Origin of the sequence: Actinosynnema sp. CS-041913 (genome assembly GCF_050942485.1) — a bacterium.
In the GTDB taxonomy this organism is placed as follows: domain Bacteria; phylum Actinomycetota; class Actinomycetes; order Mycobacteriales; family Pseudonocardiaceae; genus Actinosynnema.
The window spans coordinates 6341538-6355546 of the sequence record NZ_CP192037.1; the positions used below are offsets into that span (position 1 = coordinate 6341538).

Consider the following 14009-nt stretch of genomic DNA (forward strand, 5'->3'; position numbering starts at 1 on the left):
GGCGCGGGCGCGGCGGCCCACGCCATGAGCAGCGGCGCGCTCGACCCCCAGGCGGGCGGCGCGGACTTCGGCGGCTGGCCGGACGACCACGTCCGCACCGGCAAGGTCGACACCGTGCACGCGATCGACCTCGGCTCCGAGACGGCCCGCATGATCCGCCAGGAGCAGCTCACCGCCCTCCAGGCGTTCTCCCAGGCGAGCGGTGTCGCGCAGGGCGGCTACACGGCGCGCCAGCAGGCCGCCGCCGAGAAGGCCGCCAAGGACGCGAAAGACGCCGAAGAGGCGCGCAAGTCGCCCCACCAGCGGCAGGTCGAGGGCTGGATCCGGGAAGCCATCGCGATCCTCGCGGCCAACGGCACCCCGATCACCGAGGACAGCGTGGACGAGATCTACACGATCGTCCAGAAGGAGTCCAACGGCAACCCGAACGCCGTCAACAACTGGGACTCCAACGCCGCGCGCGGCACCCCGTCCAAGGGCCTGATGCAGTGCATCGACCCCACGTTCCAGTCCTACAAGCTGGCCGGGCACGACAACATCCTCAACCCGGTGGACAACATCATCGCGGGTGTCCGCTACACCTACGCCCGGTACGGCGGGTTCGGCAACCACCCGGGCCTGGTGTCGATGAACAACGGCACGGGCTACCGGGGCTACTGACCCCGGCTCGGGTCGACCGATCTCCCCGACCCGAGCCCCGACCCGATCGTTTTCCGACCCGATCGCCCGACCCGGTCGATTCCCGGCCCGATCCCTGACCCGGTCGACTTCCCGACCCGGTCCCTGCGGCCTCACGCGGCCGATCGGACAGCCGTGGCCTCCGCGATCTTTCACCGGGGCGGCGACCCCCTCAGCGGGTCGCCGCCCCTGTCCAGCCCGCGACGGAGCCCTGTTGGTTTCCCTCGCCCACGTTTCCCTCGCCCACGTTCCCCTCGCCCGTCACGCGACAGCCGCGCTGACCCGCAGGTGGCGGGCGCAGTTCGGGCAGATCGGCCAATCCCGCCACGTGTACGAGCCCCGGTCCGGGGTGGGCAGGCACAGCGCCCGGCACACCGCCCGGTAGCGGTCGCCCACGTGGGCCGAGTGGTGTGCCGGTTCGTTCGCCGGCACCAGGTGGCGCTGCTCGGCGAAGACGCCGGGCAGCAGACGACCGGTTGTCACGAGTCCTCCCGGGTGGTCGTCGGGAGGCCGGTGGGGCGCTCGGGGCGACTGGCGCCCCGAGCGGTCACTAAGTTGGGGAGGCGGCCCTCCCCCCTGGCCCCCCTAGGTTGCAAGACCGCCTCGGGTGCCAGTGTGCGCGACCGGCCGTGTGTATACCTTGCACGGTCCTGCAATGCGCAGGTCAGGGACGGTTTCGGGAGGTCGCCGGAGTGGACTTCGGGCTGCTCGGCGAGGTCACCGCGCGGGTCGGCGGGCGGCCGGCCGACCTCGGTCCGGCCCGGCAGCGGTGCGTGCTGGCCGCGCTGGCGGTCGACATCGGCCGGGTGGTGCCGGTCGACCGGTTGGTCCGACGGGTCTGGGGCGACGACCCGCCGGCCCGGGTGCGGGGGACGCTGTCCAGCTACGTCTCCCGGCTCCGGCAGGCCCGAGTGGACATTGTGCTCCGTTCCGGCGGATATGTCCTGGTGGCCGACGAATCCGCGGTGGACCTGCACCGGTTCCGCGCGCTGCGCGTCCGGTCCCGGGCCTCCGACGACCGCACCGCCGAACGGCTGCTGGCCGAGGCGGTCGGGCTGTGGCGGGGCGCGGCGCTGACCGGTCTGGACGGCGACTGGGCGACGTCCGAACGCGACCGGCTGGGGCTGGAGCGGCTGGACGTGGAGTGCGACCACACCGAGCTGCGGCTGCGGCTGGGGCACGGCGACCAGTTGGTGGCCGAGCTGTCCGCCCGTGCCGCCGAGCACCCGCTGGACGAACGGGTCGCCGGCCACTACCTGCTCGCCCTGTACCGGGCCGGCCGTGCGGCCGAGGCCTTGGAGCACTACCAGCGGGTCCGCGCGCGGTTGGCGGACGAACTCGGCGCGGACCCCGGCGCCGCGCTCGGGCTGCTGCACCAGCGGATCCTCACCGCCGACCCGACCCTGTCCGCGGCCACCGAACCCGTCCAGGCGGGCCACCGGCCCGCGGCGCCGCCGGTGCCCCGGCAGCTACCCGCCGTGCCGACGTCGTTCGTCGGCCGCGCGGAGGAGCTGGACCGGCTCGACGCCGACGGCACGACGGTGATCGCGGGCCCCGGCGGGGTGGGCAAGACCTGGCTGGCGCTGTGCTGGGCGCACCGCGAGGCCGACCGCTTCCCGGACGGCCAGCTATTCGTGGACCTGCGCGGCTTCGGCCCCGAGGGCACGCCGATGCCGCCCCCGGTGGCCGTGCGCGGGTTCCTGGACGCGCTCGGCGTCGACCCCGCCCGCCTCCCGGTCGACCCGCACGCGCAGGCCGCGCTGTTCCGCAGCCTGGTGGCGGACAAGCGGGTGCTGCTGGTGATCGACAACGCCGCCGACACCGCCCAGGTCGCGCCGCTGCTGCCCGGCGGCCCGGCCAACACGGTCGTGGTCACCAGCCGCAACCGGCTGCCCGGCCTGACCACCGTGCACGGCGCGCGCCACCTCTCCCTGGACGTGCTCACCGACACCGAGGCGCGCGCCCTGTTCACCGCCCGGCTGGGCGCGGACCGCGTGGCGGCCGAACCCGACGCCGTCGCCGACCTGATCGCGCTGTCCGGCGGGTTCCCGCTGGCGCTGGGCATCGTCGCCGGCCGCGCCCACGGGCACCCGGCGCTCCCCCTGGCGACGCTCGCCGCCGAACTGCGCGACCTCGGTCTGGGCGCGCTGGACGACGACGACCCGGCCGCGAGCCTGCCCGCCGTGCTGTCGTGGTCGCGCCGAGCGCTCACCGCCGACCAGGCCCGCGTGTTCGCCGTGCTCGGCATCGCGCCCGGCCCGGACGTCAGCCTGCCCACCGCCGCCGCGCTCACCGGACTGCCCGCCGACCGGGCACGGGCCGTGCTGCGTGCCCTGGAGCAGGCGTCCCTGCTGGTCCAGGACGCGCGCGGCCGGTACCGGATGCACGACCTGATCCGCCGGTTCGCCGCCGACACACCACTGCCGGCCGAGCAGCGGTCCGCCGCCCTGCACCGCTTCGTGGACTTCCACCTGCACACGGCGTTCGCCGCCCGCCGCGTGCTGAACCCGCACGCCACGTCCGTCGACCTCGATCCCCCGGCGCCCGGCGCGGACCCCCACCCGCTGCCGGACGACCCGTCGGCGATGGCGTGGTTCGACACCGAGCACCGCGGCATCCTGGCCGCCCAGCACACCGCCGTCGCACTGGGCAGGCACCAGGCGGTGTGGCAGCTCGCGTGGACGCTGACCTCGTTCCACCTGCGGCGAGGCCACAGCCACGACAACCTCGCCGCGTGGCGGACGGCCATGGACGCCGCCGACCACCTGGGCGACCCCGTGATCCAGACCCGCGTGCACCGCCTGCTGGGCGACGCGCTGGTGGAGGTCGGCCGGCACGACGAGGGCGTCGACCACCTGCACCAGGCGCTGGCGCTGGCCGTGAAGAGCGACGACCTGCTGAACCAGGGTCAGGTGCACCGGACCCTGTCGTGGGCGTGGGACGAGCAGGGCGACGGCAGGCAGGCCTTGGCGCACGCGCGCCACGCCCTGGACATCTACCGGGCGCTGGACGACCCGACCGGCGAGGCGGACGCGCTCAACGGCGTCGGCTGGTTCGCGGCCCGCCTCGGCGACCACGACCAGGCCCGCGAACACTGCGCGGCGGCTCTTGCCCTGCACCGGGCACACCGGTACCGGTACGGCGAGGCGAACACCCTCGACAGCCTTGCCTACATCGCCCACCACACCGGTGAGTTCGCGGTGGCGATCGGCCACTACCGCGCGGCTCTCGACCTGTTCCGCGAGTTGGGCGGCACCTTGCAGGCGGCGGGGACGCTGGAGAAGCTGGGCGACTCGCACCTGGCGGCGGGCCAGTCCGCGGATGCCCGCGCGGCTTGGCGGGAGGCCTTGGACCTGTTCCGGGCACAGGGCCGTGCCGAGGACGCCGACCGGATGCGGGACAAACTCACCACGCCACCCGCCTGACACCCGACCGCCGTTCGCCTGCCCGCCGACCTCCGAGCCCGCCGGCGCAGCCGACCGGCGGTCTCCGGCCGAACAGCGCAGCCGCTCCTACTGCGGCAGGTCCAGCGCGCCTGTGACCAGGCACTAAAGCATTACGACAGCGAAGCTCAAACCGGCCGACGCAGACTGGTGCGGTGCACGGGCGGGGAGCGCGCGAAACGCCGCACCACCCGCCGTGAACCCGGAGACGGTCGCCGTGGCTATGCCGGCGCTGGCCACGGCCGACCCTCCGGTCCGCCAAGCCCACTCCCGAAGTTTCCCGCCGCGTCGAACGGGTGAACCATGCGCCCCGGGGGAACCGATTTCCCTCCCGGCACGACTACCTGACGTGTCGGGTGCTTCCCCCTTGATGCTCCCGGCGCCGCACGGAACGTGCTCACGCCGGGCCGGTCCCGCCTCTCCGACTGGCCCACCGGCCCGGCGTCACACGGCAGGCCGACGCCCGACCACGGCCCGGCCGGTCAGCACGAGCGCGCCCACGATCAGCGCCAGGCCCAGCACCTCGCCCGCCCGCAGCCCGGTCACCCGCGCCGCACCCACCAGCAGCGCCCCCGCCACCAGCAGGCCGCCCGCCCACCGCCACGACCGGTTCACCAGGCCCACCGCCGCCAGCGCCAGTCCGGTGAACAGCAGCGCCGGGCCCGCCTGGTAGAAGACCAGCGCGAACACCGGCGACTCCTGGATGGTGTCGAACATCGCCCCGGCCGCCGCCCGCTCGCCGTGCGCCAGCCGCAGCACGGTGAAGTCGATGACGAACTGCCCCGCCAGCGCGAGCGCCCCGGCGACGGTGAGGACGAGCGCCGGCACCCGGATCCACGGTGGACTCGCGTCCCGCAGCAGGGCGTCCAGCCGGACCGCCACCGGCAGCATCGCCACCGTGCCCAGCAGGAACACCAGGTGGGACAGCGTCCACACGTTCGGCATCATCATCAGCACCACGCCGACGAGCAGCAGCACGGGACCGGTGACGAGCGTGACGACAGTGCGCATGGCGGAACTCCTCGAAGTCGGTGACCCGGCAACTGTCGCCGCGGCGTCCCGGTCCGCGCATCGCCGGCGCGAGGGAGTCCCGAGCCGGCTCGCACGGGTGAGGACACCGCTCGCGCGGCGGAGCTAAAGTCGGCCCGGTCGAGGGGAATTCCATGTCGATGCGCCGCTTGCGCGCCCTGTCGCCAGCCTCGGTCGACGTGATGCTGACCGTACTGGCGTTCATGGGGCAGACCGCTCCGTTCGTGTTGACGGCCGGCACGTCCGGCCGGCCGTGGACGGTGGGCGCGTTCCTGCCGGTGCTGCTGGTGTCGCTGCCGCTGATCTGGCGCCGGCGGGCCCCGGTGGCCTGCCTGGTGGTGACGGCGCTCGGCATCGCCGCGTACTCGGTGGTCGGCACGGACGGGCCGGAGCAGCCGGTCTGGTTCGGCGCGCTGCTGGCGTTCTACACGGTGGCGGACCTGTCGCCGAGGAACACCCGACTGGTCACGCTGGCGGCGTCGGTGGTCGGGATCGTCGTCATCGGCGGTGTGCTCGGGTCGGCGTCGACGGCGATCCGCGAGGGTTTCCTGTGGGGCGCGGCGTATGCGCTGGGCCGTAGCGCACACATCCGCCGCGCCTACGCGACCGTGCTGGAGGAACGCGCCGCGAGCCTCGAACGGGAACGGGAGGCGGATGCGGAACGGGCCGCCGAACGGGAACGCGCCCGGATCGCCCGCGACACGCACGACATCCTCGCGCACGCGGTCAGCCTCATGGTGGTGCAGGCCGAAGCGGGACCGGTGGTGGTGCGCAGCGCACCGGACCGGGCGGTCGCCGCGTTCGACGCCATCGCCTCGGCCGGGCGCGACGCGATGGCGCAGCTCCGCCGCACCCTGGGCCTGCTCAAGGACGACGCCGAGCCGCGCCCGGCGGTGGACCGGGTGCCCGAGCTGGTGGCCGGCGTCGGACCGCACGTCACCCTCGCGACCACCGGCGAACGCCGTGAGCCGGGCCCCCGGGTGGACGCGGCGGCGTACCGGATCGTGCAGGAGGCGCTGACGAACGTGGTCAAGCACAGCACCGGCGACACCGCCTCGGTCACCCTGGACTGGACCGCCGCCGAACTGGTGATCACGGTGGCCGACAACGGCGTGCCGGCGCCGGAACCCGTGCCGGGGCACGGGTTGCTGGGCATCCGCGAACGAGCCGCGGCCTGCGGGGGCTCGGCGGCGTTCACCGCCGGGCCGACCGGGTTCCGGGTGTCCGCCCGACTGCCGCTGGAGGTCGCGTGATCGCCCGGACGGCTGATCGACTGCCGCTGGGGCAACCTGTCATCGGGGGCAACGTGAGCACCCGGCTGCCGTCGGAGGCGACGTGAGCATCCGGGTGGTCGTCGCGGACGACCAGGAGCTGGTGCGCGCGGGCTTCGCGATGATCCTGGGCGCGCAGCCGGACATCGACGTGGTCGCCGAGGCGGCGGACGGGCTGGAGGCGGTCGCGGCGGTGTTGGAGCACCGGCCGGACGTGCTGCTGCTGGACATCCGGATGCCGCGCATGGACGGCATCGAGGCGGTGCGGATCGTCTGCGGGCAGACCGACACCCGGGTGGTCATGCTGACCACGTTCGACCAGGACGACTACGTGTTCGAGGCGTTGTCCGCCGGGGCGAGCGGCTTCCTGCTCAAGGACGTCCGGCGGGACGACCTGGCGCACGCCGTCCGCGTCGCGGCGGCCGGCGAAGCGCTGCTCGCGCCTTCCGTGACCCGGCGGCTGATCGACGACGTGGTCCGCCGCAAGCCCCGCCCGACGCCCGCGGCCGACCTGGACGTGCTCACCGCCCGCGAGCGGGAAGCGCTGGTGCTGCTGGGCCGCGGGCTGTCGAACGCCGAGATCGCGGCCGAGATGGCGGTCAGCGCGCACACCGTGAAGACCTACGTCAGCAACGTGCTGTCCAAGCTGCACCTGCGGGACCGCGCGCAGGCCGCGATCACCGCCTACGAGCGGGGTCTGATCGTGCCCGGCTCCCCCTGACGGGCGAGCGGCGGACCGGGTCGCGCGGGCGATGTGCCGGAACCGCCCGCCGATGACCATCGGGGTGTCACCGAAACCCTTGGGGGGACACCCTTGTTCACGAATCTCGCCCTGGCCGCGCTACTGGCCCTCGCACCGGCCGCGCCGACAGCACTCGACGCGCCAATCGCGCTTGCCGCAACTGCCGTGCCCACCGCACCTTCCGCACCCACCGCGCCCGACGACCTGGTCACGTCCGACGTGAGCTTCCGGACCCCTGACGGCATCACGCTGGGCGGCACGGTGTTCGCTCCGCGTGGCGCGACCGGCCGGCTGCCCGCACTGCTCCTCGTGCACGGCTCGGGCACCGGCGGCCCCGGCTTCCGCGAGCAGTTGCGCGGCGAGGCGGAGGCGTTCGCCCGGCAGGGCATCGTGGTGCTGGCCCCCGACAAGCGGCAGGACGGCTACAGCCGGTTCGACCGGGACTTCGCGCAGCTCGCCGACGACGCGCTGGCCGCGTTCGCCGTGCTGCGCGACCGTCCCGAGGTGGACCCGACCAAGGCCGGCGTCTGGGGCCTGAGCGAGGGCGGCTGGGTCGCGCCGATGGCGGCGGCGAAGTCGCCGGAGGTCAAGTTCGTGATCATGGCGGCGGGCTCGGGCGTGTCGCCGGTCCGCCAGCAGTCCTGGAACGTGGCCAACAAGTTCGCGTGGTCGGGCGTCGGCGGCTCGGTCGCCCGCACGTTCCCGACGACGTGGCACCGGATGATCTCCGACGCGGGGCTGTTCGGCGCCGCGCACCACGACCCGGTCCCGGTGCTGCGGGCGGTGCGGCAGCCGCTGCTCGCGTTGTACGGCGCGGAGGACGTCGCCGTGCCGCCCGCCGAGAGCGCCGAGATCGTGCGCGACACGCTGTCCGGCGCGGGCAACCACCACTACACGATCCGGTTCATCCCGAACGCGCCGCACGCCATGCACCGCAGCGACCCGCAGGGCCGCCGGCTGCCCGACCTGATGCCGGGCTACGCGGACGCCGTCGGCGACTGGGTGGATGCCGTCACGAGCGGCAACCCGCCGCGCGCGGTGGTGGAAACCCTGCCGCCGCAGGAGAGTCGGTCCACCGAGGTGATCCGGTCGGCGTGGTGGGAGTCCGCGCCCGTCCAATTCGGCGTGCTGGGGCTGTTCGTGCTGCTGTTCGGCGCGTACCCGGTGCTCTTCCGCAAGGGACGCGCGGGCACGTGGCCGGCGCGGGTCGTGGTGGTCGCCGGGCTGGTGGGGTCGTTCGGGACGGTCGGCTACCTGTCGACGTTGATGTTCAGCCTGACCGAGTACGGCGTGCAGGCCGGTCCGCTGCTGGGCGACCGTCCGGTGGTGTGGCTGGCGTTGCAGCTCACGGCCGTCGCCGCGACCGTCGCCGCGGTGCTGGTCGCGCTGCGGTGGCGCGCGTCGGCGGACCGGCTGCGCCAAGGCCTGGTGTTGGCGGGTGGCGCGCTGTTCGTGCCGTGGGCGTTCTACTGGGGTCTGCTGCTGCCCTGAAACCACGCTCACACCTGGAAGCGGTAGCCCCGGCCGGGTTCGGTGAGCAGGTGGCGGGGCCGGGAGGGTTCGGGTTCGAGTTTGCGGCGAAGCTGCGCCAGGTAAACCCGCAGGTAGTGGGTCTCCGACTCGTGGCCCGCGCCCCACACCCGGTCCATCAGCTCGCCCCGGCCGACCGGCTCGCCGCCGGCCCGGACGAGCACCTCCAGCAGGCTCCACTCGGTACGGGTGAGGTGCACTTCCGCGCCGTCGCGGTGGATCTTCTTCGCGGTCAGGTCGACGGTGAACGACGCGGTGCGGACCGGGGGCTCGCCCTCCCGCCGGGGTCCGGTGCGCCGCACCGCCGCCCGCAGCCGCGCCAGGAACTCGTCCATCCCGAACGGCTTGGTCACGTAGTCGTCCGCGCCCGCGTCCAGCGCCGCGACCTTGTCCGCCGAGTCGGTCCGCGCGGACAGCACCACGATGGGCCGGGTGTACCAGCGGCGCAGACCGGTGATCACCTCGACCCCGTCCACGTCCGGCAGACCGAGGTCCAGCACGACGACGTCCGGCTTCCCGGACGCCGCCTCCTGTAACGCGGACGCGCCGTCGTGCGCCGTCAGCACCCGGTACCCGTGTGCGGTCAGGTTGATGCGCAAGGCGCGGACGATCTGCGGGTCGTCGTCCACGACCAGCACGGTGGTCACGCGACCGCCACCTCCGCGACGGGCAGCGAGATGACGATGGTCAGCCCGCCGCCGGGGGTGTCCTCGGCGGCGATCGTGCCGCCCATCGCGTCCACGAAACCCTTGGCCACGCTCAACCCCAGCCCCACGCCGGGCGTGGCGTCCCGGTCGCCGAGCCGCTGGAACGGCGCGAACACGGCGTCCGCGGTGTTCTTCGGCAGGCCCCGCCCGTGGTCGACCACGCGCAACTCCACCCGGTCACCATAGGCGCTCGCGCGCACCGCGATCTCGGGTTCGTCGGCGGCGATCGTGCCGTCGCCGTCCACGTCCACCAGCCGGCGCGGGCTCAGCAGCCCGTGCCGCAGCGCGTTGTCGATCACGTTGGCGACCACCCGCTCCAGCAGCCCGACGTCCGCCAGCACGGCGGGCAGGTGCTCCCCCACGTCCACCGACACCCTCCGCCGGTCGTCGATCCCGGCCAGCGCCCGCGCCACCACCTCGTCGAACGTCACCGCCCGCAGCAGCGGGCGCACCGCGCCGGTGGCCAGGCGGGACGAGTCGAGCAGGTTGTCCACCAGGCCGGTCAGCCGGTCGGCGGACACCTCCACCGTCTCCAGCAGCTCGTCCGTGTCCTCTGTGGACAGTCGAAGCTCGTGGTCCCGCAGGCTCCCGATCGCCGCCTTGATGGACGTGAGCGGCGTGCGCAGGTCGTGCCCCACCGCGGAGAGCAGCGCGGTGCGCAGCTCCGTGGTCTCGGCGCGGCGCTGGGCGTCGGCGGTCTCGGCCGCCATCCGCTGCTGCCGCAACGCCATCAGCGCCTGCCCGGCCGCCGCCTCCAGCGCCCGCTGGTCGCTCGCCGGCAGCGCCCGGCCGCGCAGCGCCAGGTGCACGTCGGCGGTCACCGGCACGTCCGCGTCCGCCTCGTCCGGCTCGTCGCACGGCCGCGGCCCGACGCACGCGACCCGCGTCCACTCGCCGTCGCGGCGCTCCAGCAGGGCGACCGACTCCAGCCCGAAGTTCTCCCGCACCTTCTCCAGCAGCCGCGCCAGCGGGTACGGGCTGGTCAGCACGGTCCGGGCGTAGGAGGCGAGCAGCGCGGCCTCGGTGCGCGCCCGCGCGCCCTGCTCGGCCAGCCGCGCGGCCCGGTCCACCACCAGCGCCACCAGCACCGCGACGGTCAGCATCGCGACCAGCGTGACCAGGTTCTCCGGCGTCGCCACGGCCAGGCTGTAGTAGGGCGGCGTGAAGAAGAAGTTCAGCAGCCCCGCGCCCAGGAACGCCGCGCCGATCGCCGGCCCCAGCCCGCCCACCAGCGCGACAACCACCGTGGCCAGGACGAACCCGATCAGGTCGGTGGAGAAGGTGAAGTCCTCGGGGGACAGCAGGCCCACCCCGGTCACCGCGCCCGGCAGCAGCACCGCCAGCAGCCAGCCCACCAGCACCCGACCCCGGCTCAGCGGGTTGCGCACCACCCGCCACCGCGGCCCGCGCCGTGCTTCGGCGTGGGTGACCATGTGCACGTCGATCGGCCCGGACTCCTGGATGACCGCCGCGCCGATGCCCTCGTCGAACACCCGCGCCAGCCGGGACCGCCGGGACGTGCCCAGCACGAGCTGGGTGGCGTTGACCCCGCGCGCGAACTCCAGCAGCGAGGTCGGCACGTCGTCGCCCACGACGGTGTGGAAGGTCGCGCCCACGTCCTCGGCGACCCGGCGGACCTTCGCCACGAGCTGCGGCGGCGCGCCGGTCAGCCCGTCGCCGCGCAGCACGTGCACGACCATCAGGTCGGCCCCGGCGCGCGCCGCGATCCGCCGCGCGCGCCGGATCAGCGTCTCGCTCTCGTTGCCGCCGGTGATCGCGACCACGACCCGTTCGCGCGTCTCCCACGTGTCGGTGATCCGCTGCTCGGTCCGGTACCGCTGGAGCGCCACGTCCACCTGGTCGGCCACCCACAGCAGGGCCAGCTCGCGCAACGCGGTCAGGTTCCCGACCCGGAAGTAGTTGCCCAGCGCGGCGTCGATCTTGTGGGCGGCGTAGACGTTGCCGTGCGCGAGCCGGCGGCGCAGGGCCTCGGGCGTGATGTCGACCAGCTCGACCTGCCCGGCCCGCCGCACCACCTCGTCCGGCACGGTCTCCCGCTGCCGGACGCCGGTGATCCGCTCGACCACGTCGTTGAGCGATTCGAGGTGCTGGACGTTGACCGTGGACAGCACGTCGACACCCGCGTCGAGCAGCTCTTCGACGTCCTCCCAGCGCTTGGCGTTGCGCGAGCCGGGCACGTTGGTGTGCGCCAACTCGTCCACCACCGCGACCTCGGGGGCACGGGCCAGCAGCGCGTCGACGTCCATCTCGCCGAACTCGCCGCCGCGGTGGTGGACCTGCCTGCGCGGCAGTTGCTCCAGCCCGTCCAGCAGCCGGGCGGTCTTCTCCCGGCCGTGCGTCTCGACCAGCCCGACGACCACGTCCGTGCCGCGCTCACGGCGGCGGTGCGCCTCGCCGAGCATGGCGAACGTCTTGCCCACACCGGGCGCCGAGCCGAGGTAGATCCGCAGCTCACCACGCTTCCGTGCACTCTCCACGCCCATAGTGTGCTCGCTGTCCGCCCAGCGGTCGGTATGACGATCCAGACTCGCTAGGAACGCGTAAACAACCTGCGCGCCCCCTGGCACGGCTGCTGTACCGGGAACGGGACTGTCGCACGATGCCGCACTCGACCACGCCCTGGTCGCTACGCTGCGCGCACGGTCGATGGCGGTACGTGGCAGCGGCGACGTGGTCTCAGCGGCGGGGCGTGTCGCGCAGGGCCTGACCCAACTGGTGCAGGAAAGGGCCCAGCTCCACGTCGGTGTCCTCGAAGGTGGCGTCCGCGGGCAGCAGGGCGCGCAGGCGGGTGAAGACCTGGCGGTGGGCGTCCAGGGTGGCCCGTCGGGTCGCGTCGAGGATGGCATCGGACAGGGCCGCGGAGTCCGGGGCGTGGTAGACGCGCGGGTCGATGCGCAGGTCCGCCAGTTCGCCCCGCGCGGTCACCGTGGCGGTGATCAGGCCGTCCGGGGAGTCGGCCGAGACGCGCAGGTCCGCCGTGCCGTCGCGGGTCGCCTCGATCCCCGCGAGCAGCCGGTCGTAGGTGTCCGCCAGGCCACCGAAGTCGTTCACGACGGGTATCCCTTCATGCTGACCACGTTGCCGTTCTGGTCGAGCACCACCGTGGTCTTCGCGCCCCACTTGACGCTCAGGTTGTACGGGTCGGCCAAGCCGCCGCTCATCGTCTCCGCGCGGCTGCTCTTCTCGACGTCGGTCGAGTACCTCGGGTTCGGGTCGATCTTGTCGTGCCAGGTGTAGTCGCCGTCGATGGTGACCTCGTAGTTGCCGTCCGGGCGGGCCGTGACGGTGGTGTTGCCGTCGAACCGGAAGTCGCCCGCGTCGGCGTCCGTGCCGTGCAGGTACTCGTAGCCGACCATGCCTTCGCCGTTCTCGATGGTCGCGTGGAACTGCTGGGAGAACTCGCCGTTCGCGCCCTCGCCGGCGCGGAACCCGTCCAGCGCGTCGCGCGCCGCGGTGAGCGTCGGGCCCAGCAACTGCTCGCGCAGGCGCTGGTTCCCCGTCATGTACTCGGTCCACCGGGGATCGTCGACGATGGTCCGGTCGTCGCCGCCGAGCAGGTAGCGGCTCAGGATCTCCCGTCCCGCCCAGTCGTTGTCCCAGTTCGGCCCGAGGAACGGCGGGTTGCCGACGCCCTGCCTGGTGCCGCCGCCGTACTTCGACTCGTTCTCGATGTGCCCGAGCATGTCGTTGATCGCCGAGGCGACCTTGTTGACGATGAGCGTGCGCGCCATCCCCTGGTAGGGCCACGGCAGCGCGCCGGCCAGCCGGTAGGGCCACAGGTTCGCGTCGATGATCCGGTGGATGTAGTCCTTGGCGGACCTGATGTCGTCGGCGAACTCCTTGGTGATCCCGCCGAGCCGGTACATCTCCGGTGCGACGGTCTTCGTGGCGAAGTCCACGTTCCCGCGCAGCCGGGCGGCCATCGTCGCGCCCGCCTCGTCCCGCCAGCCCGACTCGACGGCGGGGACGTCGCGGCCGACCCGGGACGCCCGCCCGACCACGCCCGCACCGTTCAGCCAGGCGCGGGACAGCTCGGCCACCCGGTCCTCGTCCGTGTCCGGCCACCCGGTCCTGCTCTTCACCGCGGGCCACAGCCCGTGCTCGCCACTGGGTTCCTGGATCGCCACCGTCGCCACCTCCCCCGGTCAGCGGCCGTAGCCGCCGGCGGCGACCTGGTCGGCGGCCATGTACACCCGGACGGCGTCGACACCGGCCTGCCCCGAGGCCTCCAGGTCCGCGATGGCCTTGGTCGCGCCCGCAGCGGTCACCGCGGCGCCGGGGTCGCGGGACATGCCGGGGTCGGTCGTCTTCTCCGTGCCCTGGTCGTAGCGGGTGCGGAAGGCCCGCGCCAGCCGGTCCGCGCCGATCCCGGACTCGTTGGCGGTGATCGCGCCCCGGATCGCCGGCCAGTCCTCGGACATCGCCAAGCTGAGCGCCACGATGCCCTGCATGATCGGCTCGATCACGTCGTAGTCCATGTCGATGCGGCCTGGTGCCATCCGTCGACTCCTCACGCGGCAGTCCTGATCTCCCCGTCGACTGTGGCGCAGGAGTGCCCGCCGCGCGGCCCGATGTCCTGTTCCGGCCG

The 14009-nt window shown here is 73.7% G+C and carries 11 protein-coding genes and 1 pseudogene; 5 read left to right on the plus strand and 7 right to left on the minus strand.

Annotated features, from left to right (window positions below):
• Positions 1-309: 309 nt before the first annotated feature.
• A pseudogene (locus ACQPZF_RS28215) lies at positions 310-660 on the plus strand (transglycosylase SLT domain-containing protein); the annotation flags it as partial.
• 279 nt (positions 661-939) lie between these two features.
• Here the strand turns inward: ACQPZF_RS28215 and ACQPZF_RS28220 are convergent.
• Positions 940-1161: a hypothetical protein gene (locus ACQPZF_RS28220; protein WP_433261958.1), complete on the minus strand. Its 222-nt coding sequence runs from the start codon at positions 1159-1161 to the stop codon at positions 940-942.
• Positions 1162-1370: 209 nt separating this feature from the next.
• Between ACQPZF_RS28220 and ACQPZF_RS28225 the strand changes: the two genes are divergently transcribed.
• Positions 1371-4103, plus strand: a complete 2733-nt coding sequence (locus ACQPZF_RS28225; protein WP_433261960.1) for a BTAD domain-containing putative transcriptional regulator — start codon at positions 1371-1373, stop codon at positions 4101-4103.
• A 462-nt stretch (positions 4104-4565) separates the two neighbouring features.
• Here the strand turns inward: ACQPZF_RS28225 and ACQPZF_RS28230 are convergent, their stop codons facing one another.
• Positions 4566-5132 (minus strand): hypothetical protein, encoded by a 567-nt coding sequence (locus ACQPZF_RS28230; RefSeq protein WP_433261962.1) that lies wholly within the window; start codon positions 5130-5132, stop codon positions 4566-4568.
• A 152-nt stretch (positions 5133-5284) separates the two neighbouring features.
• Between ACQPZF_RS28230 and ACQPZF_RS28235 the strand changes: the two genes are divergently transcribed.
• The 3 genes from ACQPZF_RS28235 (at position 5285) to ACQPZF_RS28245 (ending at position 8654) form a co-directional block, all read left to right on the plus strand.
• Entirely contained in the window at positions 5285-6403 is a 1119-nt protein-coding gene (locus ACQPZF_RS28235) for a sensor histidine kinase (protein WP_433261964.1), read from the plus strand.
• An 82-nt stretch (positions 6404-6485) separates the two neighbouring features.
• Positions 6486-7142, plus strand: coding sequence for a response regulator (locus tag ACQPZF_RS28240; protein WP_433261966.1), 657 nt, complete (start codon positions 6486-6488; stop codon positions 7140-7142).
• Between the two features lie 186 nt (positions 7143-7328).
• The gene (locus ACQPZF_RS28245) at positions 7329-8654 is read left to right on the plus strand and encodes an alpha/beta hydrolase family protein (RefSeq protein WP_433261968.1); all 1326 of its coding nucleotides are present in this window, start codon (positions 7329-7331) and stop codon (positions 8652-8654) included.
• An 8-nt stretch (positions 8655-8662) separates the two neighbouring features.
• Here the strand turns inward: ACQPZF_RS28245 and ACQPZF_RS28250 are convergent, their stop codons facing one another.
• The 5 genes from ACQPZF_RS28250 to ACQPZF_RS28270 form a co-directional block, all read right to left on the minus strand.
• Positions 8663-9340, minus strand: a complete 678-nt coding sequence (locus tag ACQPZF_RS28250; protein ID WP_433261970.1) for a response regulator — start codon at positions 9338-9340, stop codon at positions 8663-8665.
• On the minus strand, positions 9337-11904 hold the full coding sequence (locus ACQPZF_RS28255; RefSeq protein WP_433261972.1) for a DUF4118 domain-containing protein: 2568 nt from the start codon (positions 11902-11904) through the stop codon (positions 9337-9339). Before ACQPZF_RS28255 ends, ACQPZF_RS28250 begins: the two co-directional genes overlap by 4 nt.
• Before the next feature lie 193 nt (positions 11905-12097).
• Entirely contained in the window at positions 12098-12472 is a 375-nt protein-coding gene (locus tag ACQPZF_RS28260; protein WP_433261975.1) for a YbaB/EbfC family nucleoid-associated protein, read from the minus strand.
• Positions 12469-13548, minus strand: coding sequence for a hypothetical protein (locus ACQPZF_RS28265; RefSeq protein WP_433261977.1), 1080 nt, complete (start codon positions 13546-13548; stop codon positions 12469-12471). Before ACQPZF_RS28265 ends, ACQPZF_RS28260 begins: the two co-directional genes overlap by 4 nt.
• Positions 13549-13566: 18 nt before the next feature.
• The gene (locus tag ACQPZF_RS28270; RefSeq protein WP_433261979.1) at positions 13567-13920 is read right to left on the minus strand and encodes a hypothetical protein; all 354 of its coding nucleotides are present in this window, start codon (positions 13918-13920) and stop codon (positions 13567-13569) included.
• Positions 13921-14009 lie beyond the last annotated feature (89 nt).

What these genes read in the sequence shown, in the direction of transcription:
- ACQPZF_RS28230 (WP_433261962.1), bottom strand. Translation starts at nt 5,132, where the DNA reads ATGCGCACTGTCGTCACGCTCGTCACCGGTCCCGTGCTGCTGCTCGTC.
- ACQPZF_RS28235 (WP_433261964.1), top strand. Translation starts at nt 5,285, where the DNA reads ATGTCGATGCGCCGCTTGCGCGCCCTGTCGCCAGCCTCGGTCGACGTG.
- ACQPZF_RS28255 (WP_433261972.1), bottom strand. Translation starts at nt 11,904, where the DNA reads ATGGGCGTGGAGAGTGCACGGAAGCGTGGTGAGCTGCGGATCTACCTC.
- ACQPZF_RS28270 (WP_433261979.1), bottom strand. Translation starts at nt 13,920, where the DNA reads ATGGCACCAGGCCGCATCGACATGGACTACGACGTGATCGAGCCGATC.